This window comes from Citromicrobium bathyomarinum (genome assembly GCA_001306305.2).
GTDB lineage: Bacteria > Pseudomonadota > Alphaproteobacteria > Sphingomonadales > Sphingomonadaceae > Alteriqipengyuania > Alteriqipengyuania bathyomarina.
The window spans coordinates 539,718-561,445 of sequence record CP155577.1 but is presented as its reverse complement, the minus strand read 5'-3'; the positions used below and the strand labels follow the sequence as shown (position 1 = coordinate 561,445).

Here is a 21,728-nt window from a genome sequence, read left to right as displayed (position 1 = left end):
AAGTATTTGCTTGAGCGCAGGCGGATTATTCTTCCGTCTGCTCCTCGGCGTCGTCGACTTCGGCTGGCGTTTCGGCGGGGGCCGCTTCGGCTTCCGGCTCGGCGGGCGCTTCGCTTGCGGTGCCGACCGGCATGCCGCTCAGCTGCTCTTCCTCGCTCGCGCGCTTGGCCTGCAGCCATGCGGCGGCTTCGGCTTCCTGCGCGGCTTCGGCGGCGGCCTTCTCGTTATCGTCGCGTTCGCGGCGCAGTTCCTCGATCAGACGCGCCTTGTCGCTGGCTTCGACCGCGGGGTCGGAGACGGCGTTTTCCAGCCCGGCCTTCTTCGCCGCAGCCTTGACCACCGCGTCAAGCTCGCGCTGCGAGCACAGGCCCAGCGTCACCGGGTCTTTCGGCTGGATGTTCTGGATGTTCCAGTGGCTGCGTTCGCGGATCGCGCCGATCGTGTTGCGGGTGGTCCCGATCAGCTTGGAAATCTGCGCGTCGGTAACCTCGGGGTGGTTGCGCAGGATCCAGGCGATGCCGTCCGGCTTGTCCTGCCGCTTGGACACGGGGGTGTAGCGCGGCCCCTTGGTCCGGGTCACTTCCGCAGGAGCCTTCTGCATCTTGAGGCTGTAGGTGCTGTCTGCCTGACCGCGCTCGATCTCTTCCTGGGTCAGCTCGCCGGCATAGACAGGGTCGCGCCCGGTATATTTGCTACCCGCCAGATCGTCTGCCATCGCCTGCACTTCGAGGATGTGCAGCCCGCAGAATTCGGCGATCTGCTCGAAGCTCAGGCCGGTATTGTCGACCAGCCAGGTGGCGGTCGCGTGCGGCATCAGCGGAGTGGGTTGGTCGGCCATGACGGTCATCCTGAACTGCTCGGCCCCGATCTGTTGGCGGAGCCCTGAAAATGAAAGGGCCGCCCCATGCAGGAGCGGCCTCGTAAGCGCCATTGTAAGGATCGCGCCGCCTTTGGGCAAGGAAGATCGGCATTTCAGGGACTCGCTCAGGGAGTGAGGGTTTCTCCATCGAACTCTTCCAGCCCGGCGACGAACTGCAGGGTCGCCTTTTCCCAGCTGAACTGCGCGCCATACTGGGCACAGGTCTGGCGGTCGCGCAGCAGCGCATTGGCGATCGCATCGTCGAGATCGTCGCGCATCGCGCCCGCTTCCTCGCTCAGCACGTCGCGCGGGCCCGGCACGGGGAAGGCGGCAACCGGCGTGCCGCAGGCCAGTGCCTCGATCATGACCAGCCCGAAGGTATCGGTCTTGCTGGGGAACACGAACACGTCGGCATTGGCATAGCAGCGGGCGAGCGCGTCTCCGCTGCGCTTGCCGAGGAACACCGCCTCGGGATAGCGGGCCTCCAGATCGGCGCGGGCAGGCCCGTCGCCGACCACAACCTTGGTGCCCGGCCTCGTGGTGCGCAGGAAGGCCTCGATATTCTTCTCGACCGCGACCCGGCCGACATAAAGCTGAATCGGACGGACCAGCCCCTCGTAATCCTCGCAGGGCCCGACATCGGGATGGAAGGCCTCCAGATCGACCCCGCGTCCCCAGTGGTGCAGCCGGGTGAGGCCCTGCGCGCGCAGTTCCTCGCGGATGCTCTCGGTCGCCACCATCACCCGCTGCGCGGGGCGGTGGAACCAGCGGATATAGGGCCAGAACGCATCCGAGGGCAGCGAGGTGCGCCGCGCGACATAGTCGGGAAACTGCGTGTGATAGGCGGTGGTGAACGGCACCGCCTTGGCCATGCAGTATCGCCGCGCGGCCAGCCCCAGCGGGCCTTCGGTGGCGATATGCACCGCATCGGGGTGCAGGTCCGACAGCCGCCGGCCCACGGTGCCGGGCAGGGTCAGCGCAAGGCGGATTTCGGGATAGGTCGGGCAGGGCAGCGAGGGATACTGATCAGGCGTGATCATATCCACTTGGTGCCCGTGCGCGCGCAGGATGTCGCAGGTGGTGGTCAGCGTGCGGACCACGCCGTTCATCTGCGGATACCACGCGTCGGTGACGATCGCGATCGACTTGGGCGGCAGTTCGGCCAACTCAGCCAGGCCCCCCGGTTCGACCAGCAGCATCAGGCGACCGCCCGCACATCGTCCGCCGCGTCGTCATGCGCGGCAGGGGCGGTTTCGCGCTTCGCGATCTCGTCCGGCCAGTGGAGGATTTCCATCCGCCCGTCGAAATGTTCGACCAGTGCGTTGCACCCTTCGACCCAGTCGCCATCGTTCCAGTATTCGATCTCGCGCCCGTGATGCGCGAACATGCGGTGCTCTGCGGTGTGGATATGGCCGCACACGACCCCGTCGACTCCGCGCTCTCCGGCGGCGCGGGCAACGATTTCCTCGTATTTCGAGATGAACTCGACCGCATTCTTCACCTTGTGCTTGGCCGCCTTCGACAGCGACCAGTAGGGCATCCCCAGCGCTGTGCGGGCCTTGTTGACCCATTGATTCAGCGCCATCATCAGATGGTAGGCGGTATCGCCCACGAATGCGAGCCACCTGTGGGTGAGCATCACGGTATCGAATTCGTCGCCATGCAGAACCATCAGCCGGCGCCCGTCGGCGGTGGTGTGGAACGCGGCGCGGCGGATTTCGACATCGCCGAAGTTCATCCCGCAAAACGGCCGCACGACCTCGTCGTGGTTGCCCGGAATATAGACGATCCGCGTGCCGCGCTTGGACCGCTTGAGGATCCGCCAGACGATGTCGTTATGCGCGGCGGGCCAGTAGAACTTCTTCTTCAGCCGCCAGCCGTCGATGATGTCGCCGACCAGATACATTGTTTCGGAATCGGTGCTGTCGAGGAAATCGATCAGCATCTCCGCATTACAGCCCTTGGTGCCCAGATGCACGTCGCTGATCCAGATCGTGCGGAAACGGCGGCGCTTGCCGTCCTGTGGCTCGGGCACCGAAGGCTCGATCGAGGGAAAGGCGGAGACGTTGTCGGCACCGCCCGCGAAGGCGGCGAATTCCTTTGGCAAGCCGTCGGGCGTGGTCTGGTCGAACATGGCGGTGGGCGGCCCCTGTTGTCCCTCTGAAGGGAGGTTCGTCGTCCAAAAGCCCGCAAAGAATATCTCGTATTCCGTGCGGTATATTGGGCGTGGGGTAGACCGCTATTGTTACAGGCGACTCACAGAACGGTTACAGTACCGCTAATTTCCACAGCCTTGTCCGTCATATCGCCATGAAGTCGGCGACTTTGAACGTGCCTAGAGTTCTTCGTCGACCGCGAGCACGATCTTGCCGATGTGATCGCCCGCCTCCATCCGCGTGTGTGCCGCGGCCGCTTCGGCCAGCGGGAAGATCTCGTCCATCACCGGGCGCACCGCGCCTTCTTCGACCAGCGACCACGCCTCGCGCGCGATCTCGCTGCCCAGCGCGGCCTTGAACGCGTCCGAACGCGGGCGCAAAGTCGATCCGGTCAGCACCAGCCGCTTGGACATGACCAGCGCCATGTTGATCTCGGCCTTCATTCCGCCGAGCACCGCGATCGTCACGTGCCGCCCGCCGGGCTTGAGACACTTGAGATTGCGCGCGACATAGTCGCCAGAGACCATGTCGAGCACCAGATCGACCCCCTCGCCGCCGGTGATATTGCCGATCGCCTCGACGAAATCGGTGGTCTTGTAATCGATCGCGTGATCGGCGCCCACACGCCGCGCGGCCTCGCACTTTTCCTCGCTGCCCGCGGTCACGATCACCTTCAGGCCGAACGCCTTGCCGAGCATGATCGCCATCGTGCCGATCCCGCTGGTGCCGCCATGGACCAGCAGCGTCTCCCCGTCGCGCGCCATTCCGCGCTGGAAGACATTGTGCCACACGGTGAACAGCGTTTCGGGCAGCGCCGCCGCCTCCGCCAGGGTGATCGCGTCGGGCACCGGCAGCGTGTGGCCGGCGGGCACCGCGCAATATTGCGCATAGGCACCGCCCGGCGTCAGCGCGCAGACATGCTCGCCCAGCCGCGCCGGATCGACGCCCTCGCCCACCGCGACGATCTCGCCCGCAGCTTCCAAGCCGAGGATCGGCGAAGCACCCGGCGGGGCGGGATAATTGCCCGCACGCTGGATGCAGTCGGGCCGGTTGACCCCCGCATAGGCGACCTTCAGCAGGATCTCGCCCGGCCCGGGCTGGGGCACCGGCACGTCCTGCTCCAGCCTGAGCACCTCGGGTCCGCCGGGCTCGGCAAAGCCGATCGCTTGCATGGTGTCGGGTACGGCTGGCATCGATTTCCCCCCAAAATCGCGGTCAACAGGTCTGTCGCGAGCCCGCCACCTAGCTTCAGCGTGCATTGACAGCAAGCGACGCTGGGAGGAAGGTGGCACGGTCATGGAAGAAGACGTCGGCCCCCGCCCTGCCAGCGATGCGGCCAGCCAGCTGGCTGCGGAGGATCTGACGCGCCTGTCGCAGTTCGAACTCGACGAGCGTATCCGCATGCTGCAGCTGGAAATCGCGCGGGTCGAACAGCACCGAACGCGCTATTCGCAGCAGCGCAGTGCCGCCGAGGCGCTGTTTGCCAAGAAAAACGAGAATTGAGCGTGCCGCGCCCTTCACATGGCACCGGCGGCATCCAATATCTCAGGCAACCTGTTCACCTTGCGCTAAACCCCTTGCGCAGATTTTCGGTGACATTCCGCAGCCCAGCTTCGCGCTGCCATACCCCGCAGGAGCATCATGCCTAGCTTCGCCCAGAATCTCGAAAAGACCCTCCACGCCGCGCTCGATGGCGCGCGGGAGCGACGTCACGAATATGCCACGCTCGAACACCTGCTGCTCGCGCTGATCGCCGACGAGGATGCAGCCGAAGTGATGGGCGCGTGCGGGGTCGACCTCGCCGAGCTGGCCGACGTGGTGCGCACCTATCTCGACCAGGAATACCAGTCCCTCAAAGCCGAGGAATCGGGCGAACCGCAGCCGACCGCCGGTTTCCAGCGCGTGGTCCAGCGCGCGATCCTGCACGTCCAATCTTCTGGCAAGGATACCGTGACCGGTGCCAACGTGCTGGTCGCGCTGTTTTCCGAACGCGATTCCTACGCGGTCTATTTCCTCCAGCAGCAGGATATGAGCCGGCTCGATGCGGTGAGCTTCATCAGCCACGGCATCGGCAAGGGCGGCCAGGCGATCGAGCCGCGCTCGCCGCGCGGTGCCGACGAGGCCGAGGCCGAGGAGAAGGAAGAGGCCAAGGGCAACAAGAAGGAAACCGCGCTCGACCAGTTCACGGTCAACCTCAATGCCAAGGCGCAGGGTGGCAAGATCGACCCGCTGATCGGGCGTGGGCCCGAGGTCGATCGCACCGTGCAGATCCTGTGCCGCCGGTCCAAGAACAACCCGCTTTACGTGGGCGACCCCGGCGTCGGAAAGACCGCGATTGCCGAAGGTCTGGCGCGCAAGATCGTCGAAGGCGATGTGCCCGAAGTGCTCGAAGAAGCGGTGATCTACTCGCTCGACATGGGCGCGCTGCTCGCGGGCACGCGCTATCGCGGCGACTTCGAGGAACGGCTCAAGCAGGTCGTCTCCGAACTCGAAAAGATGCCGCACGCGATCCTCTTCATCGACGAGATCCACACGGTGATCGGCGCCGGTGCGACCAGCGGCGGGGCGATGGATGCGTCCAACCTGCTCAAGCCCGCGCTGTCTTCCGGTGCGATTCGCTGCATCGGGTCGACCACCTACAAGGAATTCCGCAACCACTTCGAAAAGGATCGCGCGCTGCTGCGCCGGTTCCAGAAGATCGACGTCAACGAACCGACGATCGAGGATACGGTCAAGATTCTGAAGGGCCTCAAATCCGCGTTCGAGAAGCATCACAAGGTGACCTACACCGCCGATGCGCTCAAGACCGCAGTGGAGCTGAGCGCGCGCTACATCAACGACCGCAAGCTGCCAGACAAGGCGATCGACGTGGTCGACGAGGTTGGCGCGATGCAGATGCTCGTGCCCCCCAGCAAGCGGCGCAAGAAGATCACCGCGCGCGAGATCGAACAGGTCATCGCCACGATGGCGCGCATCCCTCCGAAATCGGTGAGCAAGGACGACAAGGCCGCGCTCGAAAACCTCGAACGCGATCTTAAGCAGGTCGTCTTCGGGCAGGACGCGGCGGTCAAGAAACTCTCGACCGCGATGAAGCTGAGCCGCGCAGGGCTGCGCGATCCGGACAAGCCGATCGGCTCGTTCCTGTTCAGTGGCCCGACCGGCGTCGGCAAGACCGAAGTCGCGCGCCAGCTCGCCTCCATCATGGGTATCGAGCTCAAGCGCTTCGACATGTCCGAATATATGGAGCGGCACTCCGTTTCGCGCCTGATCGGCGCGCCTCCGGGCTATGTCGGTTACGATCAGGGCGGCCTGCTGACCGACGCGGTCGACCAGAATCCGCACAGCGTGCTGCTGCTCGACGAGATCGAGAAGGCGCACCCCGACCTGTTCAACATCCTGCTGCAGGTGATGGATAATGGCCGCCTGACCGATCACCACGGCAAGACGGTCGATTTCCGCAACGTGGTGCTGATCATGACCACCAATGCCGGCGCGGCGGACATGGCGCGCAGCGGCATCGGCTTCGGCGATGTGAGCAAGGAAGACGCGAGCGAGGAGGCGGTGAAGCAGATGTTCACCCCCGAATTCCGCAACCGCCTCGATGCGATCGTGCCGTTCGGCTATCTCGGCAAGGACACCATCGCGCGGGTGGTCGACAAGTTCATCATCCAGCTGGAGCTTCAGCTGGCCGAACAGAACGTCGACATCCAGTTCGACGACGCAGCCAAGAAATGGCTCGGCGACAAGGGCTACGACCGGCTCTACGGCGCGCGCCCGATGGGCCGCCTGATCCAGGAAAAGATCAAGCAGCCGCTGGCCGAGGAACTGCTGTTCGGCAAGCTGGCCGACGGCGGCGAGGTCAACGTGACGCTGAAGGACGGCAAGCCGCACTTCGAGCTGACGCCCGCCCCGCCCAAGGCGAAGCGGAAGAAGGCTCCCGCGAAGAAGAAGACTGCGCCCGAAGGCGACGCCCAATCGGGTGCGGACAAGTCTAGCGAAAGCTAACCTCCGGGAACGGCGGGCATGGCAGGGTACTTTCACCCACATGCCCGCCGCCCCTTTCTCCTGGATTCAGCCGCATCCGCACGGCATCCACGTGACGCCCGCTGATGCGTGGGTCGACCCGTCACGACCGGTTGACCTTGCGTTAGTCACCCATGGCCATGCGGACCATGCACGCGGTGGGCATGGCACCACCTATGCGACGCCCGAAACGCTGGCGATCATGGAGCTGCGCTACCGCACCGGGGCTGAGGACGACGCGGGCGAGATTCCGCACCGGGCCGAGCCGGTGCGCTATGGCGAGACGATCCGCCTGAAGGGCGGCGTCGACGTCACCTACATTCCCGCAGGCCACGTGTTGGGCAGTGCGCAGATATTGCTCGAACATGCGGGCGAGCGGATCGTCGTCACCGGCGATTACAAGCGCCGTCCGGACCCGACCTGCCCGCCCTTCGAAGTGACGCCATGCGACATCTTCATCACCGAGGCGACCTTCGGCCTGCCGGTGTTCACCCACCCGCCGATCGCAGGCGAGATGGCCAAGCTGACCGACCGATTGGCGGCGCATCCCGATTCCTGCGTGCTCATGGGTGCCTATGCGCTGGGCAAGGCGCAGCGGGTGATCGCAGAGCTGCGCGCGGCGGGGCATGCCGATCCGATCTATCTCCACGGCGCGATGGAGCGGATGTGCCGCCTGTATGAAGAGCACGGCGTCGATCTGGGCGAGCTGCGGCTCGTCTCCGATCACGACAAGGACGCCATGCGCGGCCACATCGTCGTGTGCCCGCCTGGCGCGCTCAACGACCGGTGGAGCCGCCGCCTGCCCGATCCGATCACCGCCATGGCGTCAGGCTGGATGCGCGTGCGCCAGCGCGCGCGACAGCGCAATGTCGAGCTGCCGCTGATCATCTCCGACCATGCCGACTGGGGCGAGCTGACCGATACGATCCGCGAGGTCGACCCGCAGGAAACCTGGATCACGCATGGTCGCGAGGAGGCATTGCTGCGCTGGTGCCAGCTGCACCAGCGGCCCGCCCGCGCGCTCGCGCTGGTCGGGTACGAGGACGAGGACGATTGACGGGGACGGCGGAGAGTCGGAGCCTCGTCTGCTAACCCACCGCGACGCCGAACAGCTTGCCCACCCCTGCGGTGACGGCCATCGCGAGCGCACCCCAGAAGACCACCCGCAGCACCGATGGCAGGATCGGCGCGCCGCCGGTCCGCGCACCCAACGCACCCAGCACGGCGAGGCAGACGAGCGAAATCACACCCACCGCCGGGACCAGCATGTGCGGCGGTGCAAGGGGCACAACCACCAGCGGAGCCGCCGCACCGGCCGTGAAGGTCAGCGCGGAGGTAAGCGCAGCCTGCAGCGGACGCGCCTTCGTCGCGTGCGAAATGCCCAGTTCGTCCCGGCTATGCGCGCCCAGCGCATCGAACGCGGTCATCTGCTGGGCGACGGCAAGCGCGGTTTCGGGCTGCACCCCGCGCTCCTCGTACAGCCGGGTCAGTTCGGCGAGTTCCTGATCGGGTTGGTCGGTCAGCTCGGCGGCTTCGCGTGCGAGATCCGCCTTTTCGGTGTCGGCTTGCGAACTGACCGAGACATATTCGCCCGCAGCCATCGACATTGCACCGGCGAAGAGCGCGGAAATCCCGGCAACCAGCACGCCATTGGCGCTGGCACTGGCGGACGCGACACCGATGATCAGGCTGGCGGTCGACACGATGCCGTCGTTTGCACCCATGACCGCGGCCCGAAGCCATCCGATCCGCGATGTCGCGTGCGCTTCGGTGTGTAAACCAAGTCGACTCATGGCGTGCCCCCTGTGGCGACAGGATGTGCCATTGCCCCTTGCGCCGCGCAACTGCGCCCATTCGATACGCATCCGGGCCCGCTCGGGAGCTATCGGGCCGGTCCCTGGTTATCGCCGCATGGGACCTTTCGCCGCTTCGACCGACGCGACCTGCCATCTCCGCACCCGCAAGGACCGGTTGCCTGCGATCGGCGCGGCTCTGCGCGGATCCCCTCGAAGGCAGCGATTGCGCGGCACGAGCGGAGTACGACCGGTGCCCGACGACAGGCGGACACCGGCCATATGTCAGACGGACCTACTTGATTTCGGCCAGCTTCGCCGAGATCGCGGTCAGCTTCTCGTCGGTGATCACGCCTTCCGAGAAGGGCTGTACGGCCTTGAGGCTCAGCGCCTTGAACTGGCCGTAGGCGGGATGTTCGTCGAGGCCGGGAAGCTCGGCGAGGACGATCGCCCTGGTAGTCTCGTTCGCCATCAGCGCCTCGATCGGGGTCTCGATCGTGTAGGCGGTAGCGGCCTCTTCGTGGCCGGAATGGTCGTCCTGCGCGATTGCGGGGGCGACACTGGTCGCAAGCAGCAGCGGCAGGGCAAAAAGGGCGGTCTTCATGGCAGTCTCTCCGGTGGAATGGCGGGGCGCGCGATGCGCCCGGCACCGATCATCGCACGCCCAGCGCGGTGCGCAAGAACGGATTGAGACATGGAGCAATTCGCCGCCCTGATCGACGCGCTGGTCTATACCCGCAGCCGCAACGAGAAGCTGCGCCTGATCGGCGAATATCTGCGCGCCACGCCCGATCCCGATCGCGGCTGGGCGCTCGCCGCGCTGAGCGACGGGCTGGACTTTCCCGCGGTCAAATCCTCCACCATTCGCACCTTGCTCAAGGAACGGGTCGATCCCGTGCTGTGGACGCTCAGCCGCGATTTCGTGGGTGACACGGCGGAAACCGCGAGCCTGCTGTGGCCCCAACCCGACGATGCGCCTTCCCCGCCGAGCGTGAGCGAGACGGTGGAGCTGCTCAAGGGGATGACGCGCAAGTCCGTGCTGACCGAGCTTCCCGCGCTGCTCGACCGGCTGGACGTTTCGGGCCGCTACGCGCTGCTGAAGCTCGCCACCGGGGCGATGCGGATCGGCATTTCCGCGCGGCTCGCGAAGGTCGCCTTTGCCGATGCGTTCGACGTGCCGGTGGAGGAGGTCGAGGAATACTGGCACGGGCTCGCCCCGCCCTATCCCGAACTGTTCGCCTGGGCCGCCGAGGGTGCGGACCCGCCCGACATGGCGGGCATCCCGCTGTTCAAGCCCTTCATGCTCGCGCATCCGCTGGAAGACACGGTCGTCAGCCTCGACGATTATGTCGCGGAGTGGAAATGGGACGGGATTCGCGTGCAGCTGGTCCATGCCGGAAGCGAGACGCGGCTTTTCTCGCGCGGCGGCGACGATATCTCGCACACCTTCCCCGAAATGCTGCCCGCGCTCGACTTCCCCGCGATCCTCGATGGAGAGCTGCTGGTGCAAGGGACCACGCAAGGCGGTGAAGCAGGCGGTGCTGCCACCTTCAACGCGCTGCAACAGCGGCTGGGGCGCAAGACCGTCAGCAAGAAGATGCTCGCCGAGAGCCCCGCCTTCGTGCGCGTGTACGACGTCCTCTCGCTCGATGGGGAGGACCTGCGCGAGCAGCCGTGGCACGAGCGGCGCGCGGTTCTCGAAGCGCTGATGGCGCGGCTGCCGCCCGAGCGCTTCGACCTCAGCGCCATCGTCGAAGCTCGCGATTTCGAGCATCTGACACAAATCCGCGAAGGCGCGCGCGACGATGCGATCGAAGGACTGATGCTCAAGCGGCGCGATTCGCCCTACGTGCCGGGTAGGCGCACCGGTCTTTGGTACAAGTGGAAACGCGACCCGCTGCTGATCGACTGCGTGCTGATGTACGCGCAACGCGGCAGTGGCAAACGCTCCAGCTTCTATTCCGACTACACCTTCGGCTGCTGGGACGGCGATCCCGATGCAGGCGCGGACCTGCTGCCGGTGGGCAAGGCCTATTCGGGCTTCACCGATGCCGAGCTGAAAAAGATCGACCGCCACGTGCGCCAGAACACGGTCAACCGCTTCGGCCCTGTGCGCGAGACCGACCGGAGCCTGGTGTTCGAGGTCGCGTTCGACTCGGTCCACGCGAGCAAGCGGCACAAGTCCGGCCTCGCGATGCGCTTCCCCCGCATCCACCGCATCCGCTGGGACAAGCCCCCGCACGAGGCTGACCGGATCGAGGCATTGCGCGCGCTAGTGCGGGACTGACCTCTTCTTCCTCGTCACCCCGGCTGACGAGATAGAGAGGTCGGCGCGAATACTGACGTCACGACAGCACCACCGCCGCGTCTTCAATCCTGCTCCCGCGCGGTGTACCGCCACCTGCATGCAGCGCTTCACGCCTCCACAGCGTCTCTTCGCTTATGCCGTGGCCGGTCTCGCGGGTTTCGTCGACGTCACCGGCTATCTCCAGCTGAACGGCTACTTCGTCTCCTTCATGACCGGGAACACCACGCTTCTCGCGCGCGATCTGGCCGAGGGGGCGAGCCGCGTGGCGGTGCCCGCATTGCTGATCGCGGGTTTCGTGATCGGGGTGGTGACGGGGACGCTGGTGGGGGACCGGGTGGCGTCACGACGCAAGGTGGTGGTCACCGGGCTGGTCGCCACGCTGCTGATCTGCGCGGCGCTGGCGCGGATGGCGGAGATGCGGGAAATCTCGCTCGGCCTTCTGGTGATTGCGATGGGTGCGCTCAACACCGTGCTCAGCGCCAATCGGGAAAGCCCCGTGGGGCTGACCTACATGACCGGCGCGCTCGTGCGCACGGGCCAGTTGCTCGCCGATCGCATATCCGGAGATCGCACCGCCGACCCGCTGCCCTTCGCGCTGCTGTGGGTCAGCCTGCTGACCGGCGCGCTGTGCGGCGGGGTGCTCGCGATGCAGTGGGGCGCCGCCTCGCTGTGGGTTGCAGGCGGGCTGGCGCTGACGCTGTGCCTGGCGGCAACGCGGATCGCGCCCGTTAAAGCGTAACGCCCAGCACCTTCTCGCGCGAAGTTGCGCCGCGCAACAATGTGCAGCGCGATTTGGGGATGCCGAGCGCCTTGGCGACCAGCTCCGCAACCGCCACGTTCGCCGCGCCGTCCTGCGGCTTGGCGCGGACCTTCACCTGCACGCCGCCATCGACGATCGCGAGTGATTCGGTGCGTGCGCCGGGCGTCACCCGCACGCGCAATTCGCCCGCCTGGACGAGCGCCCGCAGCGCCTGCGCATCGGGCAGGTCAGCCTTGGGGCGCGCCATCGCACTCGGCTCGATTGCGCGCTGTCCTACAGATACCAGGCCATGGCATGGTCAGGCAGTTCTTTCCCATCGTCCGTGTTCTTGTGCGCGTCCCGATCGCTTCATGATCGAGACAGGCGATTACCCCGCCCGAATCGATCGAGTGAATTTCAGCCTCTGGACTGTGTGTCAGGTGTGTCAGGGCTGCCCGCTTGCGGCGACCGCCGCCGCGTGGTGCTTCGCGTTTTCGGCGTAGTGCGCCACGCCGAGCTTCATGCCGGCAATCGCCGCATCGTCCAGATCGCGCATCTTGCGTGCCGGCCGCCCACCCCACAGCTCGCGTGCGCCCATCACCTTGGTCTCGGTCAGCATCGCGCCCGCCGCCAGCATCGCATCGCTGGCGATCACCGCCTTGTTCATCGCAATCGCGCCAAGGCCGACGAAGCCGCGATCCTCGATAATGCAGCCGTGGACCATCGCCATGTGGCCGATCAGCACGTCGTCGCCGATCACCAGCGGGCAGCCATCGGGGTATTGCGGCGAAGGGCCGTCGCAGTGGAGCACGCTGCCATCCTGCACGTTGGTCCGCTCGCCGATCGTGATGCTGCTGACATCGGCGCGCAGCACGCAGTTGTACCAGATCGAGCTGCCTGCCCCGATCGTCACATCGCCCACGATCGTGCAGCCGGGCGCGATAAACGCGCTCTCGTGGATCTGCGGCGCCTTGCCGTGGATATCGATCAGGCGCACGCCGGGCCTGCTGCTCGTGTCGGTCATCATCTGTCTCCCAGTATGGTGCCCCAGTCGAGAAAAGGCAGGATCGAGGCGAAATCGTCGGTCCACGCGGGGCCGCGCGGGTCGCCCAGTTCGATCCAGTTGGTCTGCGGGCTGGATTGCAGCAGCTTGGCCATCGGTACGGCATCGCTGGCAATCGCGACCCAGTAGCTGGCCGAAATGCCCTGCTCCGGATCGCCCGGATCGTCGCGCATCAGCGCGATCCAGCCGTTCTCCAGCGCATGTGCGGCGATCACCGGCCGCAAATTGACGTAGCGGTTGGAGATGTGGATCAGCATCAGCCCGTCGGGCTTCAGCGCCCGGCCATAAGCATGCATCGCCTCGCGGGTCAGCAGATGCAGCGGGATCGCGTCGGAGCTGAACGCATCGACCGCGAGGATGTCGTATTGCTGGGCAGGCTCCGCCTCCAGCTCCAGCCGCGCATCGCCCAGGTGGATCTGCGCATCGGGGGCGCAGTCGCTGAGGTAGGTGAAGACGCCATTGCGCGAGTAGTCGACCACCATCGGGTCGATCTCGTAGAAGGTGTAACGCTGCCCCGGCTCGCGGTAACAGGCGAGCGTACCTGTGCCGAGGCCGATCACGCCGATCTGCGCGTTGTCGCCATAGATCGCGTCCGCTGCCGACAGGGCGAGGCCCACGCCAGAGGTCGGCCCGTAATAGCTGGTCGGCAGGTCGCGCCGCTCGGGATCGAGGAACTGGCGCCCGTGGATCGTGGTCCCGTGCGACAGCACGCGGGTCGGCGGATTGTCGAACTGGCGCACGGTGTAGACGCCGAAATAGCTGCGTTCGCGAATCCCCGCCGCGCTCTCGCCCAGCGTCGTCCAGCCTCCGCGCGCGAGCATCAGAATCAGCAGGATCGCGAGGAACGCCCATCTGTTGCCCAGCGCTAGCACGCCCAGCAGCGCGATCCCGAGCAGCAGCAGGTGGACCGTCATGTCCGCCTGCGCATCGATCGCGGCGGCCATCCACCAGCCGAGCAGCGCCGCCCCGAGAACGAGAGCCAGGCGTGCGACCCTGCGCTGGCGCGCGCTCAGCCCCAGCCGGTCCATCCACGGCACCAGCGGGGTCTGCGGGAGGAGCGCAGCGGCAGCGAGCACCAGCAGCGGATGCTCCCACACCCAGTCGAACAGCAGCGGCGCGACGATCGCGGCGAACAGCCCGCCCAGCGCACCCCCTGCACTCATCACGAGGTAGAACAGCGTCAGCCGGGCGGGCTCCGGGCGCGTGGCATAGAGACGGCGGTGGAGCGCGGTCGCGACCACGAACAGCATCAGCACCGCCGCGATCGCGATCGAGATGCCGTCCGCCCCGCGACTGACCATCGCCATCGCGCCGACCAGCAGGATCACGGTGGGCGCGGTACGGGCGAGCGCAAAGCCCAGCGTGCTGCGGGCGTTGAACGCGAACACGAAGCTGAGCAGGTACAGCCCCAGCGGCAACACCCACAGCAGCGGCATCGCGACGATGTCGGTGGTCAGATGCGTGGTGGTCGAGAGCATGAGGCCAGAAGGCACCGCGGACAGTGCGAGCCACAACGCGATGCGCCGCCAGCCGATCGGCTCCGCAGCCGCCTCCTCTGCAAGGCTCTGCGCAGCGACATCTGGCGTGCGCCACCGGGTCCAGGCGAGCAGCGCCATGCACACGATGAGCACGCCGTAGCCCGCCGCCCAGGCAATGCTCTGGCCCGCCAGCGGCAGATTGGGCTCGAGCAGCAGCGGATAGCTCAGCAGGCCTGCAAAGCTGCCGATGTTGGACGCGGCATACAGCCAATAGGGGTCGCCTGCGGACGGCTCGGCGGCATACCAGCGCTGGATCAGCGGGGCCTGCGCAGCAACCACCAAGAAGGGCGCACCGATAGTGGCGACCAGCAGCAGCGGGACCCAGAACACCTCGTACCCGCTGGGCCGGGGCACATCGGCCAGCGCGATGGGCAGGAACACCAGCGCCACCACCATCAGCGCGAGGTGGATCAGCGCCTGCCGCCGGATCGTGAGCCGGGAGATCGCGTGGGCATAGGCGTAACCGCCCAGCAGCAGCGCCTGATAGACCAGCATCGCGCTGTTCCACACCGCCGGCGCACCGCCCAGCTGCGGCAGCGCAAGCCGAGCGACCAGCGGCTGGACGAGGAACAGCAGAAAGCTGCCGAGCAGGATCGTCGCGACGAAGAGCGGGCGCGCAGGTGCCTTCATGCGACGGTCGCGTGGCCCGAGGCCCACGCCTCTTGGCTGAGCGAATAGAGGATGGTCGGGTTGTCCTCGGGCGGGAAGCGCGGGTCGTCGAAGTCGAGGTCTTCGCGCTGCTCCATCTCCAGCCGTTCCATCAGTCGCCAGCTTGGCTCGTTGGCGCGCGATGTCAGCGCGACGACATGCGGTGCATGGTGGTCGACGAAGGCCCAGCGCAGCACCGCGGGGACAGCTTCGATGGCATAGCCGCGCCGCCAGCGATCCTCGCGGATCAGCCAGCCGATCTCGAAGTCTCCGGGATTGCGCGCACCCTCGGCATCGACCCGCTTGAGGCCACAGTGGCCCACGAGCTCGCCGGTCTCACGCTCGATCAGGAACAGGAAGCTGAAACCCTCGCGCTCGTGGAGGTCCATCGATTTGCGGTGCTTCTGCTCGATCGCTTCCAGAGAAAGCGATCCACCCAAGTGGTGCATGACCGCCGGGGTGTTGAGCAGGCGGAACTGCAGCTGGGCATCGCCCGGCTCGATCCGGCGCAGCCGCAGCCGCTCGGTCTCGAGGATCCACTCAGCCACGCGCTGCCTGCCATTCGCGCTGCGTGATCGAATACACGATGATCGTCGGCTCTTCCGGGTCGAAATCGGCATTGGCGAAATCGAGATCCTCGCGCCGCTGCATGCCCAGCCGCACCATCAGACCCCAGCTCGCGATGTTGCGCGCCACGGTCAGCGCGACGACCTCATCGGCCCCATAACGCTCGAACGCGAGGTCGAGCGAGGCGGTGGCCGCCTCCCTGGCATAGCCCTGACCCCACGCATCCTCGCGCAGCCGCCAGCCGACCTCCATCATGCCCAGCGGCCCGCCCGCCTGGTTGCACCGCTTGAGCCCGCAAAAGCCAAGGATCGCGCCATCCGCCTTGCGCTCGAGCACCCAGAAGGTGTGGCCGTGATCGCGCTGATAGCCCAGCAGGCGATCCTGCGCCCCGGCCCGCTTGTCCGCATCACACACCCCGCCCAGCCAGCGCATGACCGCGGGCGTGTTGGTCCCCTCCCAAAAGAGCGGCCAATCCTCCTCGCGCCAGTCGCGCAGGGTCAGCCGGTCGGTTTGATGCCGGAATTCGCCCACGGATGCTCAGCCAGCGAGGACGCGAGCTGCGAGCGGCGCATGATAGGTCAGTATGCCTGCGCACCCCGCGCGTTTGAACGCGATCAGCTTCTCCATCACCAACGCCTCCCGCTCACCAATGCCGGCGGCAACGCCCGCCTCGATCAGCGCATATTCGCCGCTCACCTGATAGGCGAAGATCGGCACATCGAAGCGGTCGCGCGCCATCCGGATGATGTCGAGATAGGCGAGCCCGGGCTTGACCATCACGCTGTCGGCACCCTCGGCAATGTCGAGCGCGATCTCGCGCATCGCTTCGTCGCTGTTGCCGGGATCGAGCTGGTAGGTGCGCTTGTCGCCCTTCAGCCTGCCGCCCGTGCCCACCGCATCGCGAAACGGGCCATAGAAGGCGGACGCAAACTTGGCGGCGTAGCTCATGATCTGGACGTTGGTGTGCCCGGCTTCTTCCAGCGCCTGCCGGATCGCGCCAACGCGCCCGTCCATCATATCCGACGGGGCGATCACGTCGGCACCCGCCGCAGCCTGATTGAGCGACTGTTTCACCAGCGCTTCTATCGTCGCGTCGTTGGCGACATAGTTATGCTGGTCCAGCAAGCCATCCTGCCCATGGCTGGTATAGGGGTCGAGCGCGACATCGCAGATCACGCCGATCGCATCGCCGTAGCGTTCACGAATGGCGCGGACCGCGCGGCAGAGCAGGTTATCAGGGTTCCAGGCCTCTTCCGCCGTTTCGCTGCGAAGCTGCGCTGGCGTATTGGGAAACAGCGCGACGCACGGGATGCCGAGGTCGATCGCCTCGCCCACGCGCTCCACCAGCAGATCGACCGACCAGCGGCTGACACCGGGCAGGCTGGCGACGGGTTGCTCCTGCCCCTCCCCGTCGATCACAAACAGTGGCCAGATCAGGTCGGCAGGGGAAAGCGTGGTCTCACGGTGAAGCCGGCGGCTCCAGTCGTGGGTGCGGGTGCGACGAAGGCGGGTCGAGGGAAATGCAGCAGCCATGGCGGCGAGGTGTGGCGCATGGCCGCGCCCCCCGCAAGGGGCGTTAGCCGCCGCGGCGGCGGTGTGCGACCAGCGCGATCCGGTCGATCTCGCGCAGCGGCTCTTCCGCAACCGGCTTGGTCGGGCGCATCTCTTCCAGCGCAACCCCGGCATCGACGGTCTTGAGCACCTCCAGCGTGGAACGGAAGCGCTGCAGTTCGGCGCCGCTCAGCTGCGCGCGGGTGACGTAGCGTACGCTCAGCGGATCGATATGGCGGCCACCACGGTACATTTCGTAATGGAGATGTGGCCCGGTTGAGAGGCCGGTCGAACCGACATAGCCGATGATCTGGCCGCGCTTCACATATTGTCCGCGCGACACGGCGATGCGGCTCATGTGGCAGAACTTGGTTCCGAGGCCGCCCTCGTGGGACAGCTTCACCGCATTGCCGCAGCCGCCCATCCGACCCGCACTGGTCACCCGGCCATCGGTCGGGGCGACGATCGGCGTTCCGTAGCGCGCGCGATAGTCGACGCCGGCATGCATCCGCTTGTACCGAAGGATCGGGTGGCGACGCATGCCGTAGCGAGAGCCGATCGGACCCGGCACCGGCGCGAGCAGGCCGGAGCGCTGCTCGCCCACGCCGGAGGCTTCGAAGAACTGGTCGTCCTTGCCCCAGCGCATCAGCTGGATCTTGTCTTTCCCGTCACGTTCGACACCGGCGTAAAGCAGCCGCCCCGCCTGGCGCTCACCGGTTGCGGCGCGGCGGTAGGAAACGATCATGTCGAAGGTGTCGCCCGGCTGGAGTGCTTGGTCGAGATCCTCGTAATCGCCCAGCGCCTTGAGGTAGGACTGGATGGCACTCGCCGGTGCGCCGACCGCACGGGCCGAGCGATAGAGGCTGCCGCCCACCGTGCCGCGCACGCGCAGCGGCGTCTCGTCTACTTCGATCGGCTCGCGGATCAGCGAGAGATTGCCGTCGTCGCCACGCGCGACGGCCAGCGCAAGGTCGAAGCGCGCGCGGAAGCGCACTTCATCAAGCGGACGGGGCGCGTTGGGCGCTGCGCGGCGGCCCAACGTCACATCGATCTGGGTGCCGGGCTCGATCTCGTCGAGCGCGATCGCCTGCGCGACCAGTTCGGCAGCGCGCGCCGCGTCGGCCTTGCCGACACCCTGCCGCGCGAGCATCCGCGCAAGATCGTCGCCCCGCCCGAAGGTCGCAGTCGCCTCCAGCTGCGGGCGCTCGGGCGCATCGGCAAGCGGGCGAACCAGCGCGGTAGCCGCCATCCGCGTGCCGGTATCGCCGCCCAGCGCGAGCGGTTGAATGGTCTGGCTGCGAAATTCGTCGCGCGCCTGCTCGTCCAGCCGGACTGCCGGTGCGGCCTCCAGCGGAGCAAAGTCGGGCCAGAAAGCCAGTGCGACAGCGGATAGCGAAAGGAAGGTGGCCGCCCCGCGAAACCAGCGCAGGCTGCCGATGTTCTGGGCGAGATCGGGGGCCAGGTCGGCCCGCTCGATCCGCTGCGCCTGCGACGAGAACCACGCGCGCGAAGCCTTCACCGCACGCTCCATGCGCACGCTGGCCTTGGTGGACTCGGCTGCTGCCCTGTCCCTGATCGCGGCAATGTCGTCATCCGCAGGTGCGGGCGCTTGCTCCCCTGTCACCTGCTGTTCGGCGTTGGTCAGATCCCGTCTCCGATAGTCTGGTGCTGCCGCCCGGACCTGTCTTTTCATGACCGGGCGGCGCATATCGGGTGAGAGGATTATGTGCCACGGCAAACTTAATCCGTGTTTAATCACGCTATAGTGCTTGCCCGGCTGGTCGACGACCGGAGGCTGGTACGCGGCGAACCGCGTTCGCTTGCGGGGGCCTGCCGACCTTGCCACATTGGCTGGCATGTCCGCCCCCGAAATCAAGGCCGTCCTGGGCCCCACCAATACCGGCAAGACGCACCTCGCGATCGAGCGGATGTGCGGCCATTCGAGCGGGGCGATCGGCTTCCCGCTCCGCCTGCTGGCGCGCGAGGTGTATGACCGCGTGGTAGCGATCAAGGGCGAGAAGGCGGTTGCGCTGATCACCGGCGAGGAACGGATCGAGCCGCCCGACGCACGCTATTTCCTGTGCACGGCAGAGGCGATGCCGCACGATGGCGGAGGACATGCCTTCGTCGCGCTCGACGAGGTTCAGCTGGCCGCCGACCGGGAGCGGGGACATGTCTTCACCGATCGGCTGCTCAATGCACGCGGTCGTGAAGAGACCATGCTGCTGGGCTCCTCCACCGCAGCGCCGGTCATCAAATCGCTGATCCCGCATGCTGAACTAATCGAGCGGCCGCGCTTTTCGACGCTCACCCATGGGGGCGCGAAAAAGCTCTCCCGCCTGCCCAAGCGCAGCGCTGTGGTCGCCTTCTCGTCCGATCAGGTCTACGCGATCGCGGAAATGCTGAGGCGTCATCGCGGGGGAGCGGCGGTGGTGATGGGCGCGCTGAGCCCGGAGACGCGTAATCGCCAGGTCGAATTGTTCCAGAATGGCGAGGTCGACTACATCGTCGCGACCGATGCCATCGGGATGGGACTCAATCTTGACGTCACCCATGTCGCCTTCGCCAGTCTCGCCAAGTTCGACGGGGTCAAGCGACGGCGGCTGACTCCGGCGGAAATGGCGCAGATTGCCGGGCGCGCCGGGCGCCACCATCGCGACGGCAGCTTCGGCACGTTGACGGGCACCGGCGGCCATGACGCCGAATTCACCGACGAAGAGATCTACGCGATCGAGGAACACCGCTTCCAGCCGCTGACCAAACTCTACTGGCGCGAGGCGGAGCCGCGCTTCGATTCGCTGTCCGTGCTGATCGAAGACCTGTGCGCTCGGCCCGACGAGCGCGAACTGGCGCCCGCGCCCGAAGCGATCGACCTGGCGGTTCTGCGCAAGCTTGCCGACCAGCCCTTCGCGCGCATGATTCGCGGCCCTGCCAATGTCCGGCGGTTCTGGGAGGTCTGCTCGCTGCCCGATTTCCGCGCCTCGGGCGTGGAGACTCATGCGCGCTTCGTCACCCGGCTCTGGCAGGATCTGCGCGAAGGCTATATCGGCGCGGACTTCGTCGCCGCCCGGATCGCCGAACTCGATACCGTGCGCGGCGATATTGCCGTGTTGCAGGGGCGGATAGCCGCGATCCGTTCTTGGGCCTATATCTGTCAGCGGCCCGACTGGGTGCTCGCGCGCGACGAAATGGCAGCGCGGGCCCGCGCGGTCGAAGCACGCCTGTCGGACGCATTGCACATGCGCCTGACCGAGCGATTCGTGAATCGAAGGACCTCCGTTTTAATGAAGCATCTTGGAAACGACCCTGCGCTGCTCCCCATTTCGCTGGAGGACGACGGCACTTTGCTGGTCGAGGACCAGCCGATCGGGAAGCTGGAAGGGTTCCGCTTCGCGATCGACCCGCAGGCGGCGGTCGGCGACCGCAAGATGCTGCTGTCGGCAGGCGAAAAGGCGCTTCCCCGCATCCTCGCCACCCAGGCCGAGCGACTGCGCGAGAACAAGCTTGAAGGCGTGACGCTGGAAAATGGCCGGGTGATGTGGGCCGGGCAGGAGATCGCCCGGCTGGAACACCCGGTCGACCCGGCAGAGCCCCGGCTCAAGCCTGCGCGAGAGCTGGACCGCCTGCCCGACGGCGCGCGCGAGGCCTTTCTCGCGGCGATCGAGGCCAAGGTGACCGAATGGCTCGCCCCGCTCGAACCTTTGCGCAAGCTCCAGCTCGCCTCGAAGAGCGAGGATGCGACCTCGTGGGCACGGGCATTGCTGCTCAACCTACTCGATGGGCACGGCATCGCCACGCGAGAACAGGCGGGGATCGAGAACCTGCCCAAGGAAGCGCGTCCGTTCCTGCGCAGGGTCGGTGTGACCTTCGGCGCGCTCGACATATTTGCACCCGCGCTGCTCAAGCCCGCTCCGCGTCTCGCGATGAAGCAGGCAGGCATCGATCCGCGCCCGATCGACGAGGCGATGCGATCGGTCATCCCCGCAACCAAGCCGCTGCCCGCAGGCTATCGCCCGGCGGGCGAGCAGCTGGTCCGCGTCGATATTGCGGAAAAGCTGTTCAAGCAGGCGCACGAGGCGAGAGCCGGAAAGGGCGACGGCAAGAAGGGCCGTGGCGCGCCCTTCGTGCTCGACCTCTCGCTCGCGGTGTCGACCGGGCTGACTCCCGACAGCATCAAGCGGCTGCTGGGTGCGGCAGGATTCCGCATGATCGATGGCAGACCTGTGGCGGAAGGCGCATTCGGCCCCGCTCTGCCCGACCGGTGGCGCTGGCTGCCCTCTCGCAAGGGCGGCGATGATCGCCGTCAGCAGCATCGGCCCGGAGGCAAGTCGCAGCAGAACAAGGGACGCGGAAAGCCTGGAGGGAAGCAGGCCGGCAAGGGCCGTGGTCCCAGGCAGGGCGGCCAGAACGCCCCTGCCAAGCCACGCGAGCCCCGGCCCGAAAACGCCTTTGCCGCGCTGAAGGACATGCTTTCCTGATGCGC

General features: G+C 66.6%; 19 protein-coding genes. 6 read left to right on the top strand and 13 right to left on the bottom strand.

The window, feature by feature from the left end:
* Positions 1 to 25: 25 nt before the first annotated feature.
* The 4 genes from VO57_002865 to VO57_002850 all read right to left on the bottom strand — a co-directional run bounded on the left by VO57_002865 (position 26) and on the right by VO57_002850 (position 4,208).
* The gene (locus VO57_002865) at positions 26 to 838 is read right to left on the bottom strand and encodes a DUF1013 domain-containing protein (GenBank protein ID XBL70295.1); all 813 of its coding nucleotides are present in this window, start codon (positions 836 to 838) and stop codon (positions 26 to 28) included.
* Positions 839 to 984: 146 nt separating this feature from the next.
* Entirely contained in the window at positions 985 to 2,058 is a 1,074-nt protein-coding gene (locus VO57_002860; GenBank protein ID XBL70294.1) for a glycosyltransferase family 1 protein, read from the bottom strand.
* The gene (locus tag VO57_002855; protein ID XBL70293.1) at positions 2,058 to 2,993 is read right to left on the bottom strand and encodes a UDP-2,3-diacylglucosamine diphosphatase; all 936 of its coding nucleotides are present in this window, start codon (positions 2,991 to 2,993) and stop codon (positions 2,058 to 2,060) included. The genes VO57_002860 and VO57_002855 overlap by 1 nt, the downstream gene beginning before the upstream one ends.
* A 201-nt stretch (positions 2,994 to 3,194) precedes the next feature.
* Positions 3,195 to 4,208: an NAD(P)H-quinone oxidoreductase gene (locus tag VO57_002850; protein XBL70292.1), complete on the bottom strand. Its 1,014-nt coding sequence runs from the start codon at positions 4,206 to 4,208 to the stop codon at positions 3,195 to 3,197.
* Positions 4,209 to 4,311: 103 nt separating this feature from the next.
* Here VO57_002850 and VO57_002845 point away from each other — a divergent pair, with 103 nt between their 5' ends.
* The 3 genes from VO57_002845 (at position 4,312) to VO57_002835 (ending at position 8,095) form a co-directional block, all read left to right on the top strand.
* Positions 4,312 to 4,518, top strand: coding sequence for a DUF1192 domain-containing protein (locus VO57_002845; GenBank protein XBL70291.1), 207 nt, complete (start codon positions 4,312 to 4,314; stop codon positions 4,516 to 4,518).
* A 138-nt stretch (positions 4,519 to 4,656) separates the two neighbouring features.
* Positions 4,657 to 7,020: an ATP-dependent Clp protease ATP-binding subunit ClpA gene (gene clpA, locus VO57_002840; GenBank protein ID XBL70290.1), complete on the top strand. Its 2,364-nt coding sequence runs from the start codon at positions 4,657 to 4,659 to the stop codon at positions 7,018 to 7,020.
* 40 nt (positions 7,021 to 7,060) lie between these two features.
* On the top strand, positions 7,061 to 8,095 hold the full coding sequence (locus VO57_002835; protein XBL70289.1) for a ligase-associated DNA damage response exonuclease: 1,035 nt from the start codon (positions 7,061 to 7,063) through the stop codon (positions 8,093 to 8,095).
* 31 nt (positions 8,096 to 8,126) lie between these two features.
* On the opposite strand, the gene VO57_002830 is transcribed toward VO57_002835, so the two are convergent.
* Both VO57_002830 and VO57_002825 read right to left on the bottom strand, forming a co-directional pair.
* Positions 8,127 to 8,831 carry a VIT family protein gene (locus tag VO57_002830; GenBank protein XBL70288.1) on the bottom strand — a complete coding sequence of 235 codons (705 nt, stop codon included), beginning with the start codon at positions 8,829 to 8,831 and terminating at the stop codon, positions 8,127 to 8,129.
* 295 nt (positions 8,832 to 9,126) lie between these two features.
* Positions 9,127 to 9,435 carry a hypothetical protein gene (locus tag VO57_002825; protein XBL70287.1) on the bottom strand — a complete coding sequence of 103 codons (309 nt, stop codon included), beginning with the start codon at positions 9,433 to 9,435 and terminating at the stop codon, positions 9,127 to 9,129.
* Positions 9,436 to 9,525: 90 nt separating this feature from the next.
* Here VO57_002825 and VO57_002820 point away from each other — a divergent pair, with 90 nt between their 5' ends.
* Both VO57_002820 and VO57_002815 read left to right on the top strand, forming a co-directional pair.
* Positions 9,526 to 11,118 carry a cisplatin damage response ATP-dependent DNA ligase gene (locus VO57_002820; GenBank protein XBL70286.1) on the top strand — a complete coding sequence of 531 codons (1,593 nt, stop codon included), beginning with the start codon at positions 9,526 to 9,528 and terminating at the stop codon, positions 11,116 to 11,118.
* 118 nt (positions 11,119 to 11,236) lie between these two features.
* A complete protein-coding gene (locus VO57_002815; GenBank protein XBL70285.1) occupies positions 11,237 to 11,878 on the top strand; it encodes a YoaK family protein in 642 nt (213 codons plus the stop codon).
* Here VO57_002815 and VO57_002810 read toward each other — a convergent pair.
* The 7 genes from VO57_002810 to VO57_002780 form a co-directional block, all read right to left on the bottom strand.
* Positions 11,868 to 12,146, bottom strand: a complete 279-nt coding sequence (locus VO57_002810) for a DUF167 domain-containing protein (protein XBL70284.1) — start codon at positions 12,144 to 12,146, stop codon at positions 11,868 to 11,870. The genes VO57_002815 and VO57_002810 overlap by 11 nt on opposite strands.
* Before the next feature lie 177 nt (positions 12,147 to 12,323).
* Positions 12,324 to 12,902, bottom strand: coding sequence for a gamma carbonic anhydrase family protein (locus tag VO57_002805; protein ID XBL70283.1), 579 nt, complete (start codon positions 12,900 to 12,902; stop codon positions 12,324 to 12,326).
* The gene (locus VO57_002800) at positions 12,902 to 15,109 is read right to left on the bottom strand and encodes a fused MFS/spermidine synthase (GenBank protein XBL70282.1); all 2,208 of its coding nucleotides are present in this window, start codon (positions 15,107 to 15,109) and stop codon (positions 12,902 to 12,904) included. Before VO57_002800 ends, VO57_002805 begins: the two co-directional genes overlap by 1 nt.
* Positions 15,106 to 15,675: a GNAT family N-acetyltransferase gene (locus VO57_002795; protein ID XBL70281.1), complete on the bottom strand. Its 570-nt coding sequence runs from the start codon at positions 15,673 to 15,675 to the stop codon at positions 15,106 to 15,108. The genes VO57_002800 and VO57_002795 overlap by 4 nt, the downstream gene beginning before the upstream one ends.
* The gene (locus tag VO57_002790; protein XBL70280.1) at positions 15,668 to 16,225 is read right to left on the bottom strand and encodes a GNAT family N-acetyltransferase; all 558 of its coding nucleotides are present in this window, start codon (positions 16,223 to 16,225) and stop codon (positions 15,668 to 15,670) included. The genes VO57_002795 and VO57_002790 overlap by 8 nt, the downstream gene beginning before the upstream one ends.
* A gap of 6 nt (positions 16,226 to 16,231) precedes the next feature.
* Complete coding sequence (gene hemB, locus VO57_002785) at positions 16,232 to 17,227, bottom strand: porphobilinogen synthase (GenBank protein ID XBL70279.1); 996 nt, start codon at positions 17,225 to 17,227, stop codon at positions 16,232 to 16,234.
* A 43-nt stretch (positions 17,228 to 17,270) separates the two neighbouring features.
* The gene (locus tag VO57_002780; GenBank protein XBL70278.1) at positions 17,271 to 18,869 is read right to left on the bottom strand and encodes a peptidoglycan DD-metalloendopeptidase family protein; all 1,599 of its coding nucleotides are present in this window, start codon (positions 18,867 to 18,869) and stop codon (positions 17,271 to 17,273) included.
* Positions 18,870 to 19,101: 232 nt separating this feature from the next.
* Here VO57_002780 and VO57_002775 point away from each other — a divergent pair, with 232 nt between their 5' ends.
* A complete protein-coding gene (locus VO57_002775; protein ID XBL70277.1) occupies positions 19,102 to 21,723 on the top strand; it encodes a helicase-related protein in 2,622 nt (873 codons plus the stop codon).
* The last annotated feature ends 5 nt before the right edge of the window (positions 21,724 to 21,728 follow it).